General features: G+C 63.3%; 20 protein-coding genes and 1 tRNA gene. 13 read left to right on the plus strand and 8 right to left on the minus strand.

The window, feature by feature from the left end:
- Positions 1-48 precede the first annotated feature (48 nt).
- The 3 genes from C7G42_RS19870 to C7G42_RS19880 form a co-directional block, all read right to left on the minus strand.
- On the minus strand, positions 49-1,206 hold the full coding sequence (locus C7G42_RS19870; protein ID WP_158537608.1) for a UDP-N-acetylglucosamine 2-epimerase: 1,158 nt from the start codon (positions 1,204-1,206) through the stop codon (positions 49-51).
- A gap of 301 nt (positions 1,207-1,507) precedes the next feature.
- On the minus strand, positions 1,508-3,310 hold the full coding sequence (locus tag C7G42_RS19875) for an ABC transporter ATP-binding protein (protein ID WP_106950655.1): 1,803 nt from the start codon (positions 3,308-3,310) through the stop codon (positions 1,508-1,510).
- Entirely contained in the window at positions 3,307-4,095 is a 789-nt protein-coding gene (locus C7G42_RS19880) for a class I SAM-dependent methyltransferase (protein ID WP_106950656.1), read from the minus strand. Before C7G42_RS19880 ends, C7G42_RS19875 begins: the two co-directional genes overlap by 4 nt.
- 197 nt (positions 4,096-4,292) lie before the next feature.
- Here C7G42_RS19880 and C7G42_RS19885 point away from each other — a divergent pair, with 197 nt between their 5' ends.
- From C7G42_RS19885 to C7G42_RS19910, 6 genes are all read left to right on the plus strand, one after another.
- Positions 4,293-4,919: a 2OG-Fe(II) oxygenase gene (locus C7G42_RS19885; RefSeq protein WP_147250268.1), complete on the plus strand. Its 627-nt coding sequence runs from the start codon at positions 4,293-4,295 to the stop codon at positions 4,917-4,919.
- A 76-nt stretch (positions 4,920-4,995) separates the two neighbouring features.
- Positions 4,996-5,280 (plus strand): PqqD family protein, encoded by a 285-nt coding sequence (locus C7G42_RS19890; RefSeq protein WP_106950658.1) that lies wholly within the window; start codon positions 4,996-4,998, stop codon positions 5,278-5,280.
- A 10-nt stretch (positions 5,281-5,290) separates the two neighbouring features.
- Positions 5,291-6,226: an HPr kinase/phosphorylase gene (locus tag C7G42_RS19895; protein WP_158537610.1), complete on the plus strand. Its 936-nt coding sequence runs from the start codon at positions 5,291-5,293 to the stop codon at positions 6,224-6,226.
- Between the two features lie 5 nt (positions 6,227-6,231).
- Positions 6,232-7,056: a sulfotransferase domain-containing protein gene (locus C7G42_RS19900; protein WP_158537612.1), complete on the plus strand. Its 825-nt coding sequence runs from the start codon at positions 6,232-6,234 to the stop codon at positions 7,054-7,056.
- 30 nt (positions 7,057-7,086) lie between these two features.
- Positions 7,087-7,302: a hypothetical protein gene (locus tag C7G42_RS19905; protein ID WP_106950661.1), complete on the plus strand. Its 216-nt coding sequence runs from the start codon at positions 7,087-7,089 to the stop codon at positions 7,300-7,302.
- Positions 7,303-7,394: 92 nt separating this feature from the next.
- Positions 7,395-7,859, plus strand: a complete 465-nt coding sequence (locus C7G42_RS19910; RefSeq protein WP_106950662.1) for a lasso peptide biosynthesis B2 protein — start codon at positions 7,395-7,397, stop codon at positions 7,857-7,859.
- Positions 7,860-8,107: 248 nt separating this feature from the next.
- On the opposite strand, the gene C7G42_RS19915 is transcribed toward C7G42_RS19910, so the two are convergent.
- Complete coding sequence (locus C7G42_RS19915; RefSeq protein WP_158537613.1) at positions 8,108-9,766, minus strand: asparagine synthetase B family protein; 1,659 nt, start codon at positions 9,764-9,766, stop codon at positions 8,108-8,110.
- A gap of 1,347 nt (positions 9,767-11,113) precedes the next feature.
- On the opposite strand from C7G42_RS19915, the gene C7G42_RS19925 reads away from it, so the two are divergent.
- The 3 genes from C7G42_RS19925 to C7G42_RS19935 all read left to right on the plus strand — a co-directional run bounded on the left by C7G42_RS19925 (position 11,114) and on the right by C7G42_RS19935 (position 13,097).
- Positions 11,114-11,203, plus strand: a tRNA-Ser gene (locus tag C7G42_RS19925).
- A gap of 327 nt (positions 11,204-11,530) precedes the next feature.
- The gene (locus tag C7G42_RS19930; RefSeq protein ID WP_106950665.1) at positions 11,531-12,631 is read left to right on the plus strand and encodes an AI-2E family transporter; all 1,101 of its coding nucleotides are present in this window, start codon (positions 11,531-11,533) and stop codon (positions 12,629-12,631) included.
- A gap of 22 nt (positions 12,632-12,653) precedes the next feature.
- Positions 12,654-13,097 carry a potassium channel family protein gene (locus C7G42_RS19935; protein ID WP_106950666.1) on the plus strand — a complete coding sequence of 148 codons (444 nt, stop codon included), beginning with the start codon at positions 12,654-12,656 and terminating at the stop codon, positions 13,095-13,097.
- Between the two features lie 35 nt (positions 13,098-13,132).
- Here the strand turns inward: C7G42_RS19935 and C7G42_RS19940 are convergent, their stop codons facing one another.
- The gene (locus C7G42_RS19940) at positions 13,133-13,816 is read right to left on the minus strand and encodes a helix-turn-helix domain-containing protein (protein ID WP_106950667.1); all 684 of its coding nucleotides are present in this window, start codon (positions 13,814-13,816) and stop codon (positions 13,133-13,135) included.
- A gap of 287 nt (positions 13,817-14,103) precedes the next feature.
- Between C7G42_RS19940 and C7G42_RS19945 the strand changes: the two genes are divergently transcribed.
- On the plus strand, positions 14,104-14,727 hold the full coding sequence (locus tag C7G42_RS19945) for a response regulator transcription factor (RefSeq protein WP_106950668.1): 624 nt from the start codon (positions 14,104-14,106) through the stop codon (positions 14,725-14,727).
- A 36-nt stretch (positions 14,728-14,763) separates the two neighbouring features.
- Here C7G42_RS19945 and C7G42_RS19950 read toward each other — a convergent pair whose 3' ends face one another.
- From C7G42_RS19950 to C7G42_RS19960, 3 genes are read right to left on the minus strand one after another with little or no spacing between them, the layout of a single operon-like run.
- Entirely contained in the window at positions 14,764-15,339 is a 576-nt protein-coding gene (locus tag C7G42_RS19950) for an invasion associated locus B family protein (RefSeq protein ID WP_106950669.1), read from the minus strand.
- A gap of 23 nt (positions 15,340-15,362) precedes the next feature.
- Entirely contained in the window at positions 15,363-16,241 is an 879-nt protein-coding gene (locus tag C7G42_RS19955) for an alpha/beta hydrolase family protein (RefSeq protein WP_106950670.1), read from the minus strand.
- Between the two features lie 11 nt (positions 16,242-16,252).
- A complete protein-coding gene (locus C7G42_RS19960; protein ID WP_106951064.1) occupies positions 16,253-17,941 on the minus strand; it encodes an aspartate:alanine exchanger family transporter in 1,689 nt (562 codons plus the stop codon).
- A gap of 135 nt (positions 17,942-18,076) precedes the next feature.
- Between C7G42_RS19960 and C7G42_RS19965 the strand changes: the two genes are divergently transcribed.
- The 3 genes from C7G42_RS19965 (at position 18,077) to C7G42_RS19975 (ending at position 23,323) form a co-directional block, all read left to right on the plus strand.
- On the plus strand, positions 18,077-18,757 hold the full coding sequence (locus C7G42_RS19965; RefSeq protein ID WP_106950671.1) for a YoaK family protein: 681 nt from the start codon (positions 18,077-18,079) through the stop codon (positions 18,755-18,757).
- Entirely contained in the window at positions 18,754-20,463 is a 1,710-nt protein-coding gene (locus tag C7G42_RS19970) for a SulP family inorganic anion transporter (protein ID WP_106950672.1), read from the plus strand. Before C7G42_RS19965 ends, C7G42_RS19970 begins: the two co-directional genes overlap by 4 nt.
- 106 nt (positions 20,464-20,569) lie before the next feature.
- On the plus strand, positions 20,570-23,323 hold the full coding sequence (locus tag C7G42_RS19975) for a decarboxylase (RefSeq protein ID WP_106950673.1): 2,754 nt from the start codon (positions 20,570-20,572) through the stop codon (positions 23,321-23,323).
- Positions 23,324-23,325 lie beyond the last annotated feature (2 nt).

The following is a 23,325-nucleotide window of genomic DNA, read 5'->3' on the forward strand; positions in this document are numbered from 1 at the left end:
GGCGGTCTTGCGCTGTCCGTCATTGATCATGGCGTCGGCCGTCCGGCGTCAGGAATCGCACGCATCGGCTCCCGAGGCGACCGCGGTGAAGCGTCGGGATCTCTGATCGGTCCGAAAGTCCTTGACCGGGCCCGGGCTCTCTGCCGCTTTGGAACGGGCGAATGGGACGAGGACTCTCTGGTCGCGATCCGGATCGGTGTGTCCTCCCTCGTTGCGACGGATGCTTGCGTCGAGGTGGTCGAGAATGAGTGTCGCGATTCGCTTGGCACTTTGGCCGTCGCCAAAAGTCTCGCGCAAGGGGCCGCGACCGCCGAGCTGCGGTGACAGCAGACGTTCGATCAGCAGCGGTAGCTGTGGACCTTCCACCGCACCCGGATCAATGCAGTCGACGCCCTCGACCAGCCGACCGCGCTCGAGCGTCCGGCGCAGGCAGACGACCGGCACGCCCAGCGTCACCGCCTCCTCCAGAATTCCACCGGAATCGCAGATCGCGATCTGGGACCCGGTCAGCATTTCGAGAAAATGCAGATGTTCCGTCAGACCGATCATCGTGGCATTGGCGCCGAATTCCGCAGCCTCGCTCGTCGCCAGCAGACCGCGCTTCAACAGACGAAATTCAGTCCCGGGAAAGTTCGTAATGAGCCTGGAGAGTGATTTTATGATCTGCTCGCGATGCCGATAGTTCTCGCGCCTGTGTAGTGAGACGAGAACGCCGTTCGGCCGCGTCGCGGCCGAAGCCAGATGGTCGCGGTGCTGGAAGATCGGGTCGCAGACCGTGTTGCCGACGACGAAGCTCTTCTTGTCGACGACGCTTGCGGTCGCGCAAAGGTCGTCAAAATCGGTCCGGGTTGCGCAGAACAGCAGGTCGCTCTGCGTATCGATGAACACGCGGTTCATCTCTTCGGGAAACGGACTCAGCGGGTCATGGCTGCGGAGTCCCGCTTCGATATGAGCGAGCGCCGCGCCGGCCCTGACGGCGCCGTGGGCACCGGCGAGGGCGCTGTAAGTATCGCCTTGGACCACGACGAGATCGCCGCAGAGCTCGGCGATCTCGCTTGCACAGCTGGCCACCCAGTCCAGATCGTCACGACATTCGGCGCGCACCACGCTGCTGCGGATAATCGGGACATCACGATGCCGCTCGAATTCGTCCGATCTGTTCTGAAGCGTATCGTAGATCGAAACGCTGAGCCCGTTCGTCGCCAACTCTCGCGCAACATCGATTGACTTGATGATGTCGGGTACCGTCCCGACTATGAAAGTCACAAGGGGCATAGTGAGCGCAGCTGATCCGAAGCAAAGGTGGCAAATATCGCCAGGTCGTAGTGGATTTTGACGTTGCTAGCATAGCGGGGACTGTCCGGCGACCCTCGTCGCCGGGAAATTGCCATGCAGGCCTCGTCAGGGGGACGAGGCGAAGCCGCTGTCCACAGGTCAGGTCCTACGGCGGAGGTCGCGGGCGTCCGGCCTTGGCGGCAGTTTCGAACGGCAGCTCGCCGTCAGGAAGCTATCTGGTCCCTGGATCAACAGATGCCGGCGCCGATGCACCGCCTGGGTCGCATTCGGAGTCCGGCCCAGGCGCGACACTTGAGCGCACGACATTGCTCCATGGTCCGGCGGCAATAACGCGGCCGCCACGGAGCATCACCACCATGTCGGCTCGATCGAGGTCGAGCAGTCTGTGACCGATAATGAAGATCGTGATGCGCCCATGGAGGGCGTCGAGAGCCGCCTGGACCTGCCGCTCGTTGTCGAAATCGAGGGCGCTGGTCGCCTCGTCGAGGATCAGCACGTCCGGTCGCGTCAGGAGCGCTCGGGCAAGCGCAATCCGCTGGCGTTCGCCCCCGGACAAAAGTGCTCCGGCATCGCCGATCATGGTGTCGAGGCCCCGGGGAAGTTGCAGGACGAATCCGGCGGCGGCCTGTTGCAGCGCGTGCCGCAGATCGTCGTCGCTCGCGGTTGGCCGAGCCCAGAGCAGATTGGCACGAATCGTGTCGTTGAAGAGAAACAGTTCCTGCGGAACATAGCCGACCGTCCTTCGCCAGCGCGGTTGCAAGGCGGTGGTCAGTTCGACGCCGTCCACCGACACTGTGCCACGGTCCGGACCGAGAAGCCCCGCCAGCAGGTCCACCAGCGTGCTCTTGCCTGCCCCTGATGGCCCGACGATCGCTGTCGTGGTTCCGACCGCGAACCGGAGCGAGACCTCGCTCAGCGCGGCTTCCTTGCGCCCATCATGGCACAGGGTCACGCTGTCGAGCCGGATCTCCCGCTGCAGAGGGAGCGCCGGGTCGTCGCGGCCGCTCCTCGGTCGTCGGACCCGTTTGCATTCCGCGATCAATCGCTCGGCCTCGGCATAGGCGGGCAGGGCGTGCAGCCATAGATACGATTGTTGCTGAAGGTTGCCGAACATCGGGATCAGGCGCGCGAAGACGACAACCAGCGTCAGGATTTCCGCCATCGGCACCTGCCAGATGGTCAGCCCGACATAGATATAGACGGCCACGAGCGCCGCGCCTGCCGTCTGGAACAGCGCCCTCGATAAGCTCGTGCCGGAGGTGAATGCCAATTGCGAGGTCCGCAGGTTCCTGCTGGTGGAAATGATGGCCTCGGCCTGGAGGCGCTCGGCCCCAAGAATCCTGGCGAGCTTGATGCCGGAGAGGCTTTGTTGAACGTCCGCGTGCAGGGCGCGGCTGGCCTGGCCCAGTGTCTGGCCGAGGTGCAGTGCGGCACGGCGATGACGTGCGAGAAGAAGGAAAATACTGCCGCCGCTGATGATCGCGAGCGCGCTGATCTTCCATGACAGCAGGATCGCGGTAGAAAGATAGGCAAGCGCAATTGCGGCTCCGGCAAGGAAACTCAGTCCGGCGTTGAGGCCGAGACCGACACGGTTGATGTCCGTGAGCAGGAGGCTGGCATGATCCGCCTGCCGCTGCCCGACGATCCAGCGCCAGTCGGCGTCGAGAATCGCATCGAGGCAGTCGCGGCGCAGCGCGTCGACAAACTCAAACTGCACACGCGCCGCCAACCGTTCGCGCGCAAACTGAATTACGTTTCGGGCCATCACGACACCGACAAAGAGGATCAGGACGCTCTGCAACGTCAGGGGTATACCCGATGCCGAGAGCAGGCGGTTCAAGCCATGCGCCGCGCCGGTCTCCGGCGCCGAACCGAGAAGATCGAGTAGGGGAACGAGCAGAATCAAGCCCACGCCTTCGCTGATGCCGCTGAGAGCCATCAGGACGAGAATTAAGACGAGGCGACCGCGCGGCACCGTCGCCATCAGGCGCAGAAAGGCAGGCATGGCGATCATGGGCCACTGGAGGCGTTGCGAGCGTGTTCGGTCGTGGCGACGGGAACTGGGCGTCCTCGCCGGACCGCAATGAGGGATTTCGTGAAGATCAGGAATTTTTCGCGGTGGATTTCTCCATCGGGAAAAAGCTCGCGCATCTGCCGTTCGTTCAACAGGGCCCAGTCCGGGCTCATTTGCTTTCTCGGCCAGAACTTGTTGAAAAGGTCGATCACCCGCCATTGCCAATGCGTTGGCAGGAGACTGACCAGGGGGATCCAGCAGTGGACCTCGATGGGAAAATAGCGATAGGGGGTCTGGACGAAATACTGGGTCGCACAACGGCGAATTTCATCCGCAAACCGCTTTTGATAAGAGTAGGCTTCAGCTGCGAACCGCGCGCCGTCGGTCTTGAAAAGCGCCAGCGCCTCATGCTTGGGTCCGGTCACATGTTCGATGACCGACGAGCAGAAAATGATGTCAAATGCGTTGTCGTCCAGCGGCAGCGTGGTCGTACCTTCCAGCAAAATCGTTCGATAGCCAAAATCCCGATTGGCCCGTTCGAGGCTTTGCCGGCTGTGATCGCCGATCCAGACGTTTGTCAGACGGCCATAGTAACGTGCTGCATGCAACCCCCGGCCGCCGCCGAGATCCAGCACGCGGGCATCGTCCTGTGGAGCGAGGGTCTGGAACAAAAGCCTGGCTCGGCTTCGGCGCGACCGGTCGGCAACGTAGCCCTGCAATGACGCAAGCAGACCGGGCTTTTGGCCTGCGTCTGGCCCTCCGTCAGGTCCGGTTTTCTTCGACATTCCTGCCCTCGCGCGAACCGACTATTGGCAGATCGGGATTGATACGCAAGCGGGTGTGTGGATATTGACGACACCACAGGCGTTCAACTCCGGCCAGGACGAATGACGAAAACCACGAGCGCGCGCGAGGCTGCAATGGCGAACCTGGCGGTACAGCACAACGTGCGGCACTCATCAACCAGTCGGGAGCGTCGCAATTGATCGCGCTTCAAAAGGCTCTGGAGCAGCCGCCGCCATACAGACGAGTCGAGTCGTTTATGGGAGAGGCGTTGGTCGAACGGTTGCTCGCTTATGCGGCCCGTCGCGAAAGTGATTTTGTGTCGACACGCATCAGCAAGGGCAGGGTGAACGGAACCATTCGGCTCTCGCGCATGCTCAGGGACTTTGGTGATCTGCGTCCGGAGATCGAGGCGCGTTTCCTCAGCGTCGTCGAATGGGCCATTCGGGATCTCGGCCTCTCCGCTGTCAATCTTGCTCCGTTGGAACTTGAACTGGTGGCCCACGGCGACGGCGCCTTCTTTGTGGAGCATATCGATACCGCGACGGACGACCCTCACGCCCGTTCGGCGCGGGCCTTGACGGGCGTCTATTATTTTCACCGCCAGCCCAAGGGATTTGGCGGCGGCGATCTGAGGCTCTATGCGATGGCGCCCGCAGCGGACGGCGAACGACGTTTCGTCGATCTCCCGCCCGGCCCGGATACACTCATCCTGTTTCCGTCATGGGTCCCGCATGAGGTGCAACCGGTGTCCTGCCCGTCCGGTGCGTTTCTGGACAGCCGCTTTGCCATCAACTGCTGGTATCGCCATCAATGGGCGGAATGAGCAGATTTGTATCTACGGCACGAAAACGGTAAAGGTCCTCAGTTTTTGTCGATGTCGTGAAAGTCAGCGATCCCGTATGCCCAGCACGTTGAGCCTCACCGATACAGTATCCCGGGCGCAGAAGCACCTTGCCACCGAGGTTGACGGCAACTTCATCCTGATGAGCATCGAGGGTGGAGTGTATTGCGGGCTGGACGAGATCGGCAGCGACATCTGGCGGCGCCTGGCGCGGCCTTTGACCGTTGAAGCCCTTTGCCAGGCCATGGCGGCAAATTACCGCGGCGATCGTGAGCAGATTACAGCCGATGTTCTCGAGCTGCTTGTGTCCTTGCGCGATCAGCGGCTGATCCATGTCGGCTGAGTCTGGCGGAGTGACGGCTTCTCCGGGCGGCGATCTGTTCTTGTGTGGCTGGCGTGTTCGCTCCGACCTGGCGCTTCCCGAACTGACGCCCTGGATCGGAGACGACCGGGAGGCGGATCTGACAATCCGAATCGGCGCGATCCCGTCCCGGCTCGATGACGCGCGGGATGTCTCGCCGCTGTTGCAGGTTACGTCGCAGAAGCAGGCTCGGCTTTCCATCGACGGCGTCGCGAGCTACTGGCTGCGCAGCTCGCACGAAATCGTCGTCGATCCGCAAATGGCGGCAGATTCCCCTGATATCCGCACGTTCCTGTTTGGCACCGTTCTCGGCCTTCTCGTGCATTGCCGCGGCCTCATGCCCCTACATGCATCGTGCATCCGGATCGGCGGCAAGGGGGTTGCGATTTCAGGGATGTCAGGGGCCGGTAAATCCACGCTGGCAGCCGCCCTGACACGGCGCGGCCACGCGCTGGTGTCGGACGATATCTGCGTGATCGATACCGGCGCTGCCGGAGGCCCGGTCGTGAGACCGGCTTTCCCGCGCGTCAAATTGTGGCAGGACTCCCTGGAGGCCATGGGCCTGGGATCGGACGGGTTGGAGGCGAACCGCTTCGGTCAGCGCAAATATTACCTGCGCTTCGCCGGAGCCGCCGACTTTCATACCGAGCCGGTATCGTTGAAAGCGGTTTTTCTGCTCCGCGCTCAGAACGTCGCTCTCAGTGGTCAAGCCGAGATCCAGAAGCTGCCTCCGATGGCCGCGGTGGCGGGGCTAAACGATCAAATCTATCGGAAGCGAACGGCCGCAATCTGGGGACGGGAAGGCGAGCTCTTCCAAGCCATCGGACAGATCGTGAGCGCCGCCGACGTTTATCGCCTGAGTCGCCGGACCGATTTCTCGGAACTCGATTCCTTGCTTCGCTGTATCGAGGACCACGTAGCGTCATGAGCGGGTTGAACCTGATCGCGTCCTATCCGAGATCGGGCAACACCTGGGTGCGGGCGTTGTTGACGGCCCTCATGCGAGGCGATGGCTCGCTCAATATCAATGCGCTGGAGGGGCCGATCGCCTCCGATCGCTCGTTCTTCGACGATGCGCTTGAAGTCGAAACATCCGATTTGCTGCCCGATGAGCAACGCCGCTTGCGACCGCTTGCCCATCGGGCGGTCCCGCCGCAAAAACGATCATTTCCGATCAAGACACATGATGCGTGGCTGCCGGCGCCGGGGGCCGCCGAGCCACCGTTCCCGCGCGAGGCGGTAGGGGCCGTGGTCCTGATCATCCGTGATCCCCGCGACGTCGCGCCGTCGTTCGCGACCTATTACGGGGTCACGGTCGACGAGGCGATTGCATGGATGGCGCGACCCGAATTGTCGATCGGCAACAGCACGCAGGGTCTGAGGCCGCAATTGCCGCAGCTCGTCTCCAGCTGGACTGCTCATACCGCAAGCTGGCTCGATTCAGGGCTCAATCTCACGCGCGTGCGCTACGAGGATTTGCTCGCCGCTCCATTGCCGACATTTACGGCCATCGCGCGGGCTTTCGGCCAATCCGCGCCGCCGGACCTGCTGGCCTCGGCAATTGATGCCAGCCGTTTCGACAGGCTGCAGGCCGCCGAGACTCGCGAAGGCTTTCGTGAGTCGTCGCCGGAGGCGCCGAACCGCTTCTTCGGCGCAGGAACCGCCGGCGGCTGGCGTCAGCGTCTGACGGCTGCGCAAGCCAACCGTATTCTGCGCGATCATGGCCCCATGATGCGGGATCTCGGCTATGAAGATTGAGCGCGATTTTCCGGATCGGCGGCAAGGGGCTTGCGATTTCATTTTTCCGGTGACGATGATATCTTTGAAGAAGCTTTGACTTACAAGGATGGATCGATGCAGGAGCCTGAGAGCGCGACAGGACAAGAGCCCACCGTCGAGGTGCCGGTTGCGGAATGGCACAAGCCGGTCATGACCATCCTGCAAGCCAACAGCGCCGAAAATGGTCCGGGCGCTGTTCCGGATGCGGGAGTTGACTTTTCGTGATCCGTTGCGGCCTTTGACGAGCTGGCTCGGTTCCGGGTTTTTCCTCGAACTTGTTCGTCGCGGGAATCTGGTTTCCAGGCGGAAGCCGGGCGATGACAGTTGAGCGACGCTCCAGGCTCTGGGCGCGCCGCCGCGATCTCCCGCTGCTGGCCGAGGCTGTGCGCGAACTTGCGCTCGCTGCTCTCACCCTGAAGGTGCGGCCATTCGACCGCGTCGCGCGTGATCTCACCCGTCCTGCAGGTTCCGCCGCGGTCGGCGATCCGGACCTGCTGTCGAAGCGCGTGCGCTGGGCTGTTCTGGCCGCGTCCAAACGCGTGCCGTGGCGCTCGGTCTGCTTCGACCAGGCAATTGCCGCGCAGCGCTTGTTGGGGCGGCGAGGCATCGCAGCCGATCTGGTCTACGGCGTCCGCAAATCGGAGCAGGGCCTGGACGCGCATGTCTGGTTGCGCCTCGCAAGCGGGCGGATCGTGGTTGGCGGTGAGCAGGCCGGGTTGTTTCGACCCATTGCCCTGTTCCGGCCCGGACAAGACGATGTGACCGTACCGCCGGAGGATTGACGCCCGCGCGATCGGTTGTGCCGGCCAAGATGCATGATAGAGTTGCGACCGCGAACGGACTTGGAAGGGACCTGCGGTGCGAGAGCCGGAAAACATTCAGGAAAGCGAAGCTGCCGAAGCTTCGAGTGCCGCCAGGCCTGTCAAGGTTTGGCACAAGCCTTTGCTGACGATCGCTGACGCGAACACTGCGGAAAATGGACCCGGAGCCATTCCCGACAGCGGCGGAATCGATTTTTCCTGAGAGGCGATCACTCGTTGCCGCCCTCGAAGCGGCGGAGGAAGCGACCCGTCGCCAGTCCTCTCGCCAGCGCCAGCTGGTAGTCGTAGACGACATTGGCCTGGTGCCATCCGCCGTCGGGCCAGTTTTCAAGCAGATGGCGAAGGCGCGGCAGGTCGAGGCTGGCCTTGGCCAGGGGGCTTCGTTCCAGCCTTTCGATCTCAGCCTCGATCTCCGGCCGGGCCGCGATCATGTGACGCGACCAATCGGCTGCTTGCAGGCCCTTGCGCCGTTCGAGCCTGACGATTTCGGGCAGAATTCCCTGCATTGCGCGGCGGATCAGCGAGCGGTTTTCTCCGTGAAGCAGAAATTGCTCGGCTGGAATCGCAAGGCAGAATTCGATCAGGCGTCGGTCGGCGGTGGGATCACACTGTGTAAAGCCGTATCTGCGCTTGTAGGATCGCCAAACCATCGCGCCGTCGGTCCGCCCAAGCACGGCGAGTCGCACGTCCTGCCGCCCCAGGGCCGAATTGCCGACATTGCCGGCCATACTTTGTGCTTCGTCGAGGACGCCGAAGCGGTCGGCGAAATCGAACCGTAACGCCGAATAGTCGCGCAGTCCTCGCTCCGGCCGGCCAAACAGCCGGCGCAGGAATCGGCGCATGCGTGGCGGCAGCAAGGGCGCGATCACCCGGTTGCCGAGCGAAGGCCACGACGTCCCGGTGCGGTGGAGCGCCCTCAAATGCCCGCCAAGCGCGATCCAGTCGCCCTCGCGCGCCAGCCGGGTCAGGTAGCCGAAGCCGTCATAGCTGATCGTCATGTTGCCTTTGCCGCCGCTCAGCATAACGGTGACGCCGCGGCGTTTGGCTGCCTCGCCGAGCGCCTGGCTCCAGATCTGATTCATCGTATTCACGGCAGGGATGCCGGAGGCATCGCCGATCTGATCGAGGACGTCGAACAGGGCCGGCCCCTCGTTGGGCACCAGCACATGATCGATATTGGGGTAGGCCTCCGCCACCCGCGCCGCCAGCGGGCCCTCGTCCCAGATGCGGTCGCGATAGGCGCTGCCATCGAAGCCCGCGACTGGAACCGCAGTAAAGGCCGACAGCCGCAGGCCGCGCTCGCCGAGCTGACGCGCCGCGAGTGCCGCGACGCTGGAGCTGTCGAGGCCCGCGCTCAAATGGCTGCCGACAGAGACGGCGCCGGCAATCCGGCAGCGGATGGCCTGGTCCAGCAGCGCGCGGATCGCTTCGGCATAGTCCTCGTTACGCGCGAGCCGGATGGGACGCAGTTCTTCCGGCCGCCAGTAGCGCAATTGTCGCGCGTTGCCGTCCTCGAACAGGGCGACATGCCCTGGGATCACCCGGTCGATCCCGCGATACAGCGTCCCCGCATCCTCGTACGGCAGCAGCGCCAGCGAGCGCGCGACCCAGCGCTCGTCGACCTGCCGCCCGATCTGCGGATGCGTCAGAAGGCCCCGAGGCTCGGTTGCGAAGAAGACCTGGTTGCCGTCACGCCAAAAATGCAGCGGCTGGAACCCCAACGTGTCGCGCGCCAGCAGCAGGCGTTTCGTTTCGCCGTCCCATACGGCGCAGGCGAAATCGCCGATCAGCCGCAGCGGGAAGTCCGGCCCCCAGCGTCGATAAGCGTGGATGACGATGTTCGCAGCCGACAGGCCGGTGCGCGGCACGTCCGGCTCGGTGACGTCGTCGAGGCGCCCGTGAAACAGGGCGACGATCGGCCCGGCGACTGCAAGCTCCGCGTCGTCGCAGACTCCCAGCATGGTGCCGCTCTCGCGATGCCAGCGGGGCCTGGCTGGACCAAGCGCCATCGCCCGCAGTGCGCGCGCCAGATCCGGCATATCGCCCGTGAAATTGATCGCGCCCGCGATGGTCATGCCGCGGAGCCATCAAGGCCGGACAGGGCAACGAAGAATGGGACGGTGACGAGTTTCCACGCGGTTTGCTGCGTCGCGCAAATTGCGATCGGCGAGCATAGCCGTCCGGGCTCGTTGCGCTCTGACGTCCAACTCGGTCGCACGCTTAAGACGTTTCCTGCTACGTCGCCCATGATTGCCAGGATGTCCCGCTTCCCGGCTCGATGCAGCCGGCATTCAGTCCGATGCAAATTGGATCTCCGTGGCCCTGTAATCACCCCGCCACACTGCATGCAAACGTAACCATCGGGACCTTGCTCGCACGGCTCTGGCCTGCGGATGGCGGAGATGCGATTCAGTTCCGGCGTTTTGCATGCCCATCAAGCGTATGCGAGTGGCCCGCCGCCTATCATCCGTTCGATTATTGCATTTCAATCGAGCCCAAAGTCCATAAAAAGAGATAAGGCCGCCTGCGCGCTGCGGCGCTGTCGGAGGCGCGCATATCGCGCGAGGCGGGATCAGTTGACGAATTCGGGTAGGATGAAGCGAGCGTGTCATAACGAAATTTTCGATGACATACGAGTTCGCAATTTTCTAATCTAATGGTCTTGAGGGCGTTACCGCACCGAGGACGGCGCGGCATGTCCACCCGTTTTTGATGCCGCCCTTGGAACTGCGCTCCGGACCGGCCTGATCTCCGTCAACCCGATGGATAGGATCGTCCGCATTTCCCAGCCTGACGCCAAGTCATGGACGTCGACGATGACACCGAGGATCAGGAAGTTGACGATCATCAGGAAGGGGGGGGGACGAAGTTGAACTCGCCGCCTTAGTTGCAGGTTTCAAACCGCGCCGCTGTATCCGTTCGTCGCTCTGGCCGCCGCAACGGGCGCGCGCCGGAACGAGCTGCTGGCATTGCGGTGGAGCGATCTCCACGTCCCGAATAAGACGCTCTCGATCCGGCGTGCCAGGACCGGAGCGCGCCTACCAAGCGCAAGCGCAGCACGGCCGCCAGGGAGAGGTTCGCGAGCGCGCTGACGGCGCTTGCGGCGGGCTTTCTCAAGCCGTAAGAAGCCGCGGTCCCCGACATGTCCCCAAACCACGGACTGTTCGCATTGCGTTCAAGGGGACCAGCCGCTAAGCGGTTGAATCTATTGATCCGGAAGGGTGGCCGAGTGGTTTAAGGCACCGGTCTTGAAAACCGGCGTGCCCGCAAGGGTACCGTGGGTTCGAATCCCACCCCTTCCGCCAGTATATTGTTCGCCGCAGTTCGCAGTCGTTCGAATTCCACAGCAAAACCAGTGACTTACGCCGAAGGACTGTACTTTGCAGTTCGCCGGTGTTCATCCTAATCGGGTCGCTGACCGTGGTTTTTGCCCGTGGGTTCGGAGGACGGTTTTTTCCGGGGCGCAAATATTGCCAGCTACGGTTCGTAGCTACGGTCGAGGCCCTTAGTTACCTCACCGCCCGCCGATTTGGCCTGATCACCACTGCAGCTGTGGCGGAATCTCCGCGACCGCTTGACCTGAATCAAGCTCTCGGATGAAGACGGACGCTGTCTAGGCGCGCCACTTTCCGATGTATGAGCGTCGAGCCTTGAAGTTTCCTCGCGATCTCTTCAGCGCCGAAGGCATTGTCCAGCTTTTGATCCGGTTGGCGCTGCTGGCCCTGTTGATCGTCTGGACCTTCATCATCATCCGGCCCTTCGTGCCGATCCTGACCTGGAGTGCGGTGCTTGCGGTGGCGTTCTATCCGGCGTTCGGCTGGCTCGCCAAACGCCTCGGGGGACGCCCACGGATCGCCGCCGCCATTCTCACCCTGATCACGCTCGGCATCGTTCTCGGGCCCGCGGCGTGGCTCGGGCTGAGCGCGGTCGAAGGCGTCAGGGACCTTGCGGGCCAGATCGGCTCCGGCGATCTCGCGTTGCAGGCCGCCCCCGAGCAGATCAAGAGCTGGCCGCTGATCGGTCCCCAGCTCTTCGATCTCTGGAATCTGGCCTACACCAATATTCGCGCCGTATTGCGCGAGGTGGCGCCGTATCTGAAGCCGCTTGCAGGCGTGATGCTGTCGTTTGCCGGTAGCGCCGGCGTCGGCACGCTCCAGTTCCTGGTGTCGGTCTTCATCGCCGGCATTCTGTTTCCGTATGGGCCGCAGCTCGTTGCCGCGGTTCGTGGATTTTTGTCTCGCATCGTGCCCGAGCAGAGCGAGCACTTTATCGGATTGGCGGGCGCGACCATTCGGGCGGTGTCGCAAGGCGTGATCGGCGTGGCGATCATCCAGGCGCTGCTGGCCGGCATCGGGCTGAAGCTCGCGGGCGTTCCGAGCGCGGGTCTGCTCGCGATCGTCGTCCTGTTGCTCTCGATCGTGCAGATCGGCGCGGCCATCGTCTTCATTCCCGTGCTGGTCTGGATCTGGATGGACAAGGACGTGCCGACGGCGCTGCTCCTGACGGTCTTCTTCGGCGTCGTCGGTCTGCTCGACAACATCCTGAAGCCATTGGTGATGGGACGCGGGCTGACCACACCGACGCTGGTGATCCTGCTCGGGGTCATCGGCGGGACGCTTGCGCACGGAATCATCGGCCTCTTTATTGGGCCGATCATCCTGTCAGTCGCCTGGGAATTGGCCGCCGCGTGGATCGGTCGCGACCAGGATGCGCCTGGCAGTCGGCCGGGATAGAAGAGAGAGCAGGTCGACCCTCATGCTGATGCAATTCTTCGTTGGCGCCGTGGTCAGCGCGATCAACATCGGCATCCACGCGCTGGTGACCGTCGTCGCCGTCTCGATTGCCCGCACGGCTGGTCTGCGTCCGACCGAGCGGCCGAGGCTGCACCTGATGGGTGTGATGGTCGCGACCGCTGCGGTACTGCAGATCGCGCACACGCTGGAGGTCCTAGTGTGGGCAGGGGCGTATGACATCGTTCAGGCCGCAGCCGCCGACAGCGGTCTGCTCTATTTCGCCTTCGTCAACTACACCACGCTCGGCTATGGCGATATCACGCCGGTGCGGGAATGGCGGCTCATCGGCCCGCTCACCGCGATGAACGGCGTTCTGTTGTTCGGTTGGTCGGCCGCAATCTTGTTCGAGGTCCTGCGCAAGACGCTCGATCACCTCGGAATGACCGAGGTGTCCCGGGGGAAATGATCCCGCGCAGGCAGGAGCACCAACGATGGAACGCATCAGGCCGGCCGGTCGAGTATTGCGAGATGGTGCCGATCCAGCATCACGATCTGGCGCTGGGTGTTACCGATGAAACCGATGACGCCGAGCTCGTGCAGCCGCGACAGGGCGCGAGAGACCGTTTCCAGCGTCAGGCCGAGATAATCGGCGATATCGCGCCGCGACATCGGCAGTGCCATGACGCCCGCGGCGGTCAATCGCTTGTCCATCTCGAGCAGGAACGCTGCGACCCGCTCCAGCGATGTCTTGCGGCCGAGCAGCAGCATATGATCTTCCGCGTGCTGGAGATTGTTCGTGGTCATGCTGAGCAGGTTCTTGGCGACCGCGGCGTCGCTTTCGGCTACAAGTTCAAGGCTCTGCCGCTTGACGAGACGGACCGTGGTGTCGACGATCGCCTCCGCCGTGAACCGGTGCTCGCTGCCGTTCTCCAGCCCGAAGATATCGCCGCGCAGGTGAAAGGCGCCGATCTGCCTGCGGCCATCGGATAGCAGCTTGTAGCTTCGCACCGCACCATACTTGACCTGATAGACGTATTCGGCAGGCTCTTTCTCGCCGTAGACTTCGGTGCCTTTCTTATAGGAGAATTCGCTCAGGCTGACGAGCGGGTTCGATTGGCTGGTCATGCCGAGGTCGCGGAGAGAATTTGGGCGCTGTGCGGAATCCGTAGTGGTGCGAACGAACATAGGCCAACTCCTCAGCTGAACGCCGAATTGGTCTGTCGAACAAAATCTCACAGCGGATGCGCTGCGCTATTTAACTCCCGCTGGGGTTGATTTACGACCAAAGCGGTATTCCATTCCATTGTCCTAAGGATCATTGTACCATTGGACACGTTGGGCGATCTTTGCGCGGACCAAGCCTTCGGGAGGCGTGTCGTTTGCAAGCGTCGTTTCGATTTTAGGATTACTTTACGGAGTATCGCTTCGGTCATTCGGCAGCCATCGTTGAACTCTGAGCGAGAGGTGAAGGGGTGCCGGGCCTTGTCCACGTGGTCGATGACGACGCATCGTTCCGGACGGCTATAGAGCGCCGGCTGAAGCTCGCCGGCTATGACGTAGCGACCTACGCATCGGCGCAGGATCTGCTGGACGGCCCGCCATGTAACGATCAGCCTGGATGCATTCTGCTCGACGTGCAGATACCCGGCCTGAGTGGTCCCGAGTTGCAGAGCCATCTGATCGCCTCGGGCTCGACACTGCCGATCATTTTTCTGACCGGGCATGCCGACACGGCGACCACGGTGCGGGCGATCAAGGCGGGTGCCGAGGATTTTCTGACCAAGCCGGTTTCGTCGGAGCTCTTGCTCGACGCAATCGAGCGCGCGCTCGCGCGGCAGCACGCGGCACGCGGGCAGCGCGGCAGGCTCGAGGCGTTCCGCACGAACATCGCCTCGCTGACACAGCGCGAGCGCCAGGTGTTCGATTTCATCGTGCGCGGCAAGATCAACAAGCAGATCGGCCACGAGCTCGGAACGACCGAACGCACCATCAAAGCGCACCGCCACCAGGTCATGGAGAAGATGCAGGTTGACTCGCTCGCGGAGCTTGTTTCGATCGCGGAGCGGCTTGGCATGCTCGATCCGAACGGCGATTAGCTGGCGTGCTGCAGCCGCGTGACTTGCGCGAGCCGCTCATTCATCGACATATTGCTCCAGCGTCCTGGCCGGTGCGCCCTTGTGGACGGCCGCGAACTCGGCCAGCGGCACCGATGTCGTCAATGCCAGCAGGTTGGAGTCGACGGTCTCCAGGACCAGCGTCTTGCCTGACTCCATCTGCTTGACGAGCGCTGCCGGCGCGACGTCGGCGGCAATACAGGCATTGGTCAGGCACCAGCTGTAGGGCAGGCGGACGGGACTGCCTTGGTCGACGGTCAGTTTGGCCGGCTGTTGCAGGTACATCCCGACGGGCACGAAGAGCTGCAGCCGCGCTGCAGCAGCGCCCTCTCGCTCGATCAGGTCGATGCGCACGGCCATTTGGCCGGTCGGAAACTTGCCTGATATCGACGTCCGGCACAGCATGGGCGCGCCGCCCGCCTTGAAGCAGAGTTTCTGCCAATTGCCATAGGCGATGTCCTTCGCCTCGCGCTGACCTCTAGTCGTAACTTCGGCAGGTTTATCGGCCTGCGCAGCGAGACAAGATGAAGCCAAGACCGTGGCGATGAGAGCGAATGGAAGGGCCGCGATACAGTTGCGGCGGGAGCTGGGCATGGTCGCATCTCCGTCACCGGGTTCTATCTTTGCGCGTCGATAAATTTCGCCACCAGTGGCGACCAGAGCGGGATCGCATCCGGCGAGCCGATGAAGAAATGCCCTTCGTTGCCGAACGGCGGCATCAGATGATACTCGGCCCGGCCGCCAGCGGCCGTGAATGCCGCATGCATGCGCTTCGACAGCTCGGGGCCGAAGAACGTATCGTTCTCGATGTAGATCCACAGCATCGGCACGCGCGCGGTCCGGCCAAAATCGGCGGTGGCCTCGACCAGTCGGTCGGGTGCGCAGTTGTTGTTCGGCTTGCCGCCAACCCGCCCGCCGCGACCGGCGGCGAACGTGATGATGGCTTTCACCAGCGGCGGATTCACGCTCGCCAATGCGATCGAGGCCCAGCCGCCGGCGGACTGCCCCACCACGATCACGTCCTTCGGGATGATGCGTCTCTCGGCCGCCATGTAGTCGATGATCCAGAGATCAACCTGCGCGACGGCAAGACCCGCATCGTGGAAATTGGGATTGGTGCACTTGCCGACCTTCGAAAAGAACGGCCCGTAGACACCACGCTCGGGAATGTCGATCGCTGCCGCGCCATAGCCGCTGCCGACTGGTGCGACCACCAGATAGCCGCGTCTGGCGAACCACTTTGCGGCATCGCGGAATTCCACCAGCGGGAAGAAGCTGCGGTCAGTCGGATTGAGTGATACGCCATGGTTCATGATCACCAGCGGGAAGGGGCCATCGCCGACGGGGCGGACCAGGTAAGCAAACATCGGCAGCGGCAACGGGAGCGCCCAGATCTCCTCCTGGATGCGGACATCATCCTCGGCGCGTGCAGGCGTCTCGAACGCGGCGAGAAGCAGCAGAGCTGTCGCGAGGATCATTGCGAGGATCCAACGCATCGCATTTTCCTTCAGCCTGAGGACGTCGCAGCGACGACGATCGGTCCGAGCACCGTCAACACGACGTTGCCGACTGCGTAGGGCACGGCGACACCCAACACCGGGGTCTTGCTCTCGGCGACGTCGCAGGCACCGGTGACGGCGGCATCCACGGTCATGGCGCCGGCCAGCGCACCGCAGGTCACGACCGGATTCATGCGCAGCAGATAGTAGGCGACCAGCGTTCCCACCGTTAGCGGGACCAGTGTGACCACGACACCCATACCGACCAGCAGCAGGCCATGGGCCTGGATCGCCGACCACGCAGCGAGCCCGTTGCCGAGCCCGACGGCCGCGATGAAACCGCCGAGCCCGAGATCGCTCAGCGTCTGCTGTGCCGCGGGCGGCAGTGCGCCCATGGCGGGATTGCGGGAGCGCAGCCAGCCACAGACGAGGCCCGCGATCAGCGCACCGCCGCCTCCGCCTAGCGTCAGCGCGACCGTACCGACCTTGAAGCTGACGAGGCCGGCCAGAAGACCTGCGGCGACGCCGATAGCGAGGAACGCGATGTCGGTCCGGTCGCTGGTGTTCAGGGCGTGACCGACTTGCTTGGTCGCGCGCGCGATATTGCCGGTGCTGCCGACCAGCGTCATGACATCGCCGACATAGACGCGCGTATCGGGGCCGAGCGGGACCTCCCGGCTCATCCGCGTGAGGGAACGCAGGAAGACGCCGCGCGCGGCATCGCCGACGATTTCGGCGACATCCCTGATCGAGCGCCCGTGCAGCCTGCGGTTCTCCACGAGCACCTCGATCACGTTGCCGGGGAGGCTGCGCAACAGCTCGTCAGAGTCGACCTCCGGGCCGATGACGGGCTCGGCGTCGACAATCGCCGCGGTCGGGCCGGTCAGGACGACATCGTCGCCGGCTTCGAGGATGGAATCGCGGTTCGGCGGAATGTCGGCGCCATTGCGGACGATACGCTCGATGACTGTGCGGCCGCCGATCTCCGCCTCGATGACCTCGACCGTGCAACCCGCGGCCGCGGAGACGCGATAGGCACGCGCCTGGAACTTGCGATAGGACAGGTTGTCCGCCTTCGCCGGCGTGCCGCCGGCCAGCTCGGCCTCCAGCTTCGCTGCTTCCACCTTCAGATCGATCCCCATCAGCCGCGGCGCGACGAACGGTACGAACAGCAGGGTCAGGATGTAGCCGAGCACATAGGTCACGGCATAGCCGGCAGCGATATTGGCTTCCTGCTGCTTCAACAGTTCGGCAGGGAGTCCCAGCTGTGCCAATGCGCCCGATGCGGTACCGATCACGGAGGACTGTGTCAGCGCGCCGGCGGTAAGGCCGGCGGCCGTCCCGGTATCAAGCTCGAACACATGAGCAAAGATGAGCACGAGCACGAGGCCCGTGCTGCCGATCACCAGCGCCAGGACCACCTGCGCCAGGGTTCGGATGCTCAGGGACGCAAAGAACTCGGGCCCTGAGCGGTAGCCGATCGTGAAGACGAAGAGGCTGAACAGGATCGCACGGAGAATCGGCGGGAAGGCGAAGCTGCCGAGCTGCCCGATCAGGACCGAGACGATCAGGATGCAGGCCGTGGTGCCGATCGAGAAGCCGCCGATCTTGATGCGGCCGAGGACAGTGCCAATCGCAATCGCGAGCAGCAGGAAGATCTCCGGTGCGGTGGTGATGATCGACCTGACGGTGCCCATGATCTCATGTCCCCGGCGCGCTGCCGCGATTTGATTGGCGGCGAGGGGTGATTGCTTGATCCAGATCAAGCCTTGCTACGGACAGGTTGGCGCCTATGACGTGATGGACATCCTGCGACAGCCGGCAGTGCCGTCATGAGCAGCCTTGACGTCGCTGCCGGCGCGGTCCGTCGCGACGAAGCGGTCGAGACCGTGCTGCTGCTTGCCTTTGCGGGGGGATATATCGATGCCTACACCTGGATCATCCACGGTGTGATGGCCAATGCCCAGACCGCCAATTTGATCTTCCTCTGGGTCTATGCAACGGCCGGCGACTGGACCAGGGCGCTTCACTTTGTGCCGTCTCTGCTGGCCTTTTCCTTCGGGATCGTGATTGCAGCGTGGCTGCGGCGCGCGACGGGCGAGCGGGCCTGCACGATCAGCACCCTGATCGAGATCCTGCTGCTGATCGCGATCGGGATCCTGCACAACCGCCTGCCGGATCTCGCCGGCACGCTCGGTATTTCCTGCGTTGCCGCCATGCAGACCGCGATCTTCACCAAGGTCGAGGGGGGCGTCTGCAACACCGTGATGGCGACCGGCAATTTGCGTCAGGCGATCGAGAGCTTCTTCTTAGTCGTGTCCGGAAGAGCGCCGTCGGGAACGTTGCGCCGGTCGGGCGTCTTCGCCGCTCTCTGTGCGGTGTTTGGCCTTGGCGCCGCGGTCGGCGCCTTCGCTACCAAGAATATTCCCGATCTCGCGCTCGGAATTCCCGTGGTTGCACTTGTGATCGTGCTCTTGCGCTGCGAAGTTGCCCGTCAGGAGGGAGGGTCATGAACCCTCCGTCCGAACAGAGCTGGACGCGGTTCTTTCCACCAGTCGGCTGGCTCTCAGCCTATCGGCGCGAATGGCTGGCATCCGACGCGGTGGCCGGCATCACGCTCGCGGCCTATGCCATTCCGGTCTCGCTGGCCTATGCGGCGCTCGCCGGTCTGCCGCCGCAGGTCGGCGTGTACGGCTACATGCTGGGCGGGATCGGTTATGCATTGCTCGGCGCGTCCCGGCAACTCGCGATCGGTCCCACCTCGGCGATCTCGCTGATGATTGCCGCGACCGTCGGCGCGCTCGCCGGCGGCGATGCCGATCGCTATGCGCAGATCGCCAGCCTTGCGGCCCTCGCGGTTGCGGTGCTGTGCCTCATCGCCTGGCTGTTCAAGCTCAGCGTGCTCGTGCGGCTCGTCAGCGACAGCATCCTGGTCGGGTTCAAGGCCGGCGCGGGCCTCACCATCATCATGAGCCAGTTGCCGAGCCTGCTCGGGGTTGCCGGCGGCGGTCACAATTTCTTCGAGCGTGCGATCAAGCTGCTCGGGCAACTCGGAGACACGACGCCGTTGGTCTTGACGATCGGCGCGGCTGCGCTGCTGCTGCTCCTGATCGGGGAACGGTGGCTGCCGGGCAAGCCGGTCGGCATTGCAACCGTGGCGCTCGCCATCGCGGTGGCAACGATCCTCGGGCTTCCGGCGATGGGTGTTCCCGTTACCGGGAAGATACCGGAGGGGTTGCCGGCGCTGGGCCTCCCGACCTTCGGTCTCCTGGAGTTCGACGAGCTGTTTCCGCTCGCGGCCGGTTGCGTGCTGCTGGCCTATATCGAAGGCGTTTCCGCGGCCCGCAGCTTTGCTGCAAAGCATGGCTATCCGCTTGATGTGCGCCAGGAGTTCCTGGGATTGGGCGCCGCAAATTTGGCCGCCGCTTTGGGCCATGGCTACCCCGTCGCCGGTGGCCTGTCGCAATCAGCGGTCAACGACAGCGCCGGCGCACGGACACCGCTGGCCCTGGTAATCTGCTCCGCAGCGCTTGGGCTGTCTCTGCTGTTCTTTACGGGACTGTTGACCAATCTGCCCAAGGCCGTGCTCGCCGCCATCGTCTTTGCCGCAGTCTACAGGCTGGTCGATATCCGGGCGCTGGTGCGGATGTGGCAGGTCAGCCGGATCGATTTCTACGCCGCGGCGATCGCGCTTGTGTCCGTACTGCTGCTCGGCATCCTCCAGGGCGTTCTGCTGGCCTCGATCGCCTCGATCTTCCTGCTGCTGGCGCGGGCCTCGAAGCCGAACGTGGCATTCCTTGGTCGTCTGCCGGGGACCGGCCGCTATTCCGACAGCGCGCGGCATAAGGACGTCGAGCCGCTCCCCGGTGTCATTGCATTCCGTCCCGAAGCCTCGCTGCTCTATATCAACGCCGAGACGATTCTCGAAACGGTGCTGGCTTCGCTCCGGACATCGGCGGATGTCCGTCTCGTTGCCTGCGATCTGTCGGCGTCGCCTTATATCGATCTTGCCGGCGCTCGCATGCTGCATGATCTCCATGACGAGCTCGCTTTGCGCCGGATCACGCTCTTCATCGTCGGCGCGCATGCGCAGTTGCGCGATCTGCTGCGAGCGGAGGGATTGGCGGAGAAGACCGATAGCGGCCAGTGGCTGCGGTCACTCGATAGCGTGCTTGGGGAACATCATTCCGACCCGACGAACCGAACAGCGTCGGCCTGATCAGAATGCACCCGACCGTTGATTTGGATCAATGGAGCGCCCGGTACCCCACCCACGATCCGCCAATCAGCCATGCCCGTCGGCGGACAGGGATCGGGAGAGACACATGTCCAAGGATACAAAGCCCGCTCAGAAGCGCATCGATCAGTTCTTTTCCGGGCCCGGTGGGCGAGCAGATGACTGGCGCGACCTGGTGGAGGCCGCAAAGCTGTGGGACCGGGGTGGAGACCGCGCGAAATACGACGCTGCGTTGACCGATTTGTCGATTACGGAGGAGTATCACGGCTATCCCGGTCTGCAATTGATGGCGGCCCTGCGCGAGGCGGCGTCGGCCGGCGATGCGGCAGGGTCGCTGGCCCTCGCCACGCGGATTGCGCATGCACTGACCACGCGATCGTTCCGCCAGCACGCCGGAGACTCGAACGTGAACGATGAAGGCAATGGTGAGGCGCCCGATCTGGTGCCTCAAATGTTCGGACAACACACCGCGCGTCGTCCCTATTTCGAGACTCTGATCGTCACGGGCCTCTCCGGCGGGAGCTGGCCGGCGCTCGCCGGCGAATGGCGCAAGCTGCGACGGCCGGTCGATCAGTTCATCTACGAACCGGTGATCGTCGGCAGCCTCGAGGACGCCTTCTGCGCCACCATCCTCAATCCCAATCTCGGCGCCGTCGTGATCAACGAAGGTTTTGTGTTGCGTTCGCGCCATGACGCACCCGTGCTGCGTACGATGACGTCGTCGGCCGGCTTGAATGACGAATCCGACGCCTCTGCGCTGCGGCTCGCCCATATCATCAAGAAAGTTCGCCCGGAGCTCGACCTCTATTTGATGTCCAATCGCAATGTGGAGGAGATGGCCGGCAATCCCGAGGCCAATGTCGCTCGCCGCATCTTCTACTCGGTCGAGGACCTGCTGGAGCTGCATCTGTCGATCCTCGAAGGCGTACAGGATCGCTACGACACGCCGTTCTTCGACAATCTCAAGAAATATGCCCAGCGTCCGATCGGGACGTTCCACGCGCTGCCGATCGCCCGCGGCAAGTCCGTCTTCAAGTCGGACTGGATCCGCGACATGGGCGAATTCTACGGCCTGAACCTGTTCCTGGCCGAGAGCAGCGCCACCACCGGCGGGCTCGACAGCCTGCTGGAGCCGACGGGGAACATCAAGAAGGCGCAGGACAAGGCGGCGAGGGCGCTCGGTGCCGATCGTGTCTTCTTCGTCACCAACGGCACTTCGACCTCGAACAAGATGGCGGTGCAGGCGCTGCTCGCGCCCGGCGACATCGCGATCGTCGATCGCAACTGCCACAAATCGCATCATTACGGCATGGTGCTCGCCGGCGCCCAGCCGCTCTATGTCGAAGCTTTTCCGATGACGGAATATTCGATGTATGGCGCGGTGCCGCTGAAGACGATCAAGCAGGCGCTGCTTGGCGCCAAGGCCGACGGCCGGCTCGACCGCGTCAAAATGGTCGATCTCACCAACTGCACCTTTGACGGCCACATCTACAACACCCGCCGGGTCATGGAGGAATGCCTCGCGATCAAGCCGGACCTGATCTTCCTTTGGGACGAGGCCTGGTTCGGCTTCGCACGCTTCTCGCCGTTCCTGCGGCGACGCACCGCGATGGGCGCCGCCAACGAGATCGAGGCCTGGATGCATGATCCCAAGTCGGTCGCAGCCTACGAGAAGCAGCAGGCCGAGCTGGGCAAGAACCCGACCGACGAATTGCTCCTCAAGACCCGGCTGATCCCCGATCCGCGCCAGATCCGTCTGAGGGTCTATCAGACCAACTCGACCCACAAATCGATGTCGGCGATCCGGCAGGGCTCCATGCTGTCGGTCAAGGACGTCGACTTTCACACGGTCGAGCAGCAGTTCAAGGAGGCCGTGTTCACGCATGCCTCCACCAGCCCGAACCAGCAGCTCATCGCCAGTCTCGATGTCTCACGACGCCAGATGGAGCTGGAAGGCTATGGGCTCGTTGCCAACGCCATGGAAATTGCGCTCGCAATCCGCCACGCGGTCAACTCCAATCCGTTGATCTCGAAATATTTCCACGTCCTCGGCGCCGATGCCATGGTGCCGGCGCAATATCGCCAGAGCGGCTTCACCGATTATCTCGCGGCCGGCGTGAACTGGGCCAATACGCTCAAGAGCCTCGACGAGGACGAGTTCTGCCTCGATCCGAGCCGGATGACGCTGGTCTGCGGCACGGCCGGCTTCGACGGCACCCAATTCAAGGGGATCCTGGCCAACGACTACAACATCCAGGTCAACAAGACCTCGCGCAATTCAGTCCTGCTCCAGTCCAACATCAACAACACCCGCAGCGACGTTGCCCATCTGATCCGCGTGCTGGCCGAGATCGCGGGAGAAGTCGATCGCGGGCTGTCGCAGGGCGGCGCCAACGCGAAGAAGACCTTTGAAGCACGGGTGACGAGCTTGATGAAGGACGTCCCCGACCTGCCGAACTTCTCGCATTTCCACCCGAGCTTCCGCGGCGATGCCGGCGCCAAGACCAACGAGGGCGACATCCGCACCGGCTTCTACGCGGCCTATGACGTGGCGGGTTGCGAGCACATCCGTCTTGGCGATCCCGAGATCGACCGGCGGCTGAAGGCCGGGCCTGAGCTCGTCTCCGCCAATTTCGTGATCCCGTATCCGCCTGGCTTCCCGATCATGGTGCCGGGCCAGGTCATCACTCAGGAAACCATCGACTTCATGCGCAAGCTCGATGTGAAGGAGATCCACGGATACGACGCCAAGGAAGGGCTGAAGCTCGTGCGAGCTGAAGCCCTGGCGAAGCTCGGACGGCCCAAGCCCGGTGCTCAACCGAAGCTCAAGGCCGCGTCATAAGG

Source organism: Bradyrhizobium sp. MOS003 (genome assembly GCF_003020125.1).
Lineage (GTDB): Bacteria > Pseudomonadota > Alphaproteobacteria > Rhizobiales > Xanthobacteraceae > Bradyrhizobium.

Coding starts and splice junctions, on each gene's coding strand:
- C7G42_RS19875 (WP_106950655.1), bottom strand. CDS start 3,310: ATGATCGCCATGCCTGCCTTTCTGCGCCTGATGGCGACGGTGCCGCGC.
- C7G42_RS19880 (WP_106950656.1), bottom strand. CDS start 4,095: ATGTCGAAGAAAACCGGACCTGACGGAGGGCCAGACGCAGGCCAAAAG.
- C7G42_RS19890 (WP_106950658.1), top strand. CDS start 4,996: ATGCCCAGCACGTTGAGCCTCACCGATACAGTATCCCGGGCGCAGAAG.
- C7G42_RS19910 (WP_106950662.1), top strand. CDS start 7,395: ATGACAGTTGAGCGACGCTCCAGGCTCTGGGCGCGCCGCCGCGATCTC.
- C7G42_RS19930 (WP_106950665.1), top strand. CDS start 11,531: ATGTATGAGCGTCGAGCCTTGAAGTTTCCTCGCGATCTCTTCAGCGCC.
- C7G42_RS19935 (WP_106950666.1), top strand. CDS start 12,654: ATGCTGATGCAATTCTTCGTTGGCGCCGTGGTCAGCGCGATCAACATC.
- C7G42_RS19940 (WP_106950667.1), bottom strand. CDS start 13,816: ATGTTCGTTCGCACCACTACGGATTCCGCACAGCGCCCAAATTCTCTC.
- C7G42_RS19950 (WP_106950669.1), bottom strand. CDS start 15,339: ATGCCCAGCTCCCGCCGCAACTGTATCGCGGCCCTTCCATTCGCTCTC.
- C7G42_RS19955 (WP_106950670.1), bottom strand. CDS start 16,241: ATGCGTTGGATCCTCGCAATGATCCTCGCGACAGCTCTGCTGCTTCTC.
- C7G42_RS19960 (WP_106951064.1), bottom strand. CDS start 17,941: ATGGGCACCGTCAGGTCGATCATCACCACCGCACCGGAGATCTTCCTG.
- C7G42_RS19965 (WP_106950671.1), top strand. CDS start 18,077: ATGAGCAGCCTTGACGTCGCTGCCGGCGCGGTCCGTCGCGACGAAGCG.
- C7G42_RS19970 (WP_106950672.1), top strand. CDS start 18,754: ATGAACCCTCCGTCCGAACAGAGCTGGACGCGGTTCTTTCCACCAGTC.
- C7G42_RS19975 (WP_106950673.1), top strand. CDS start 20,570: ATGTCCAAGGATACAAAGCCCGCTCAGAAGCGCATCGATCAGTTCTTT.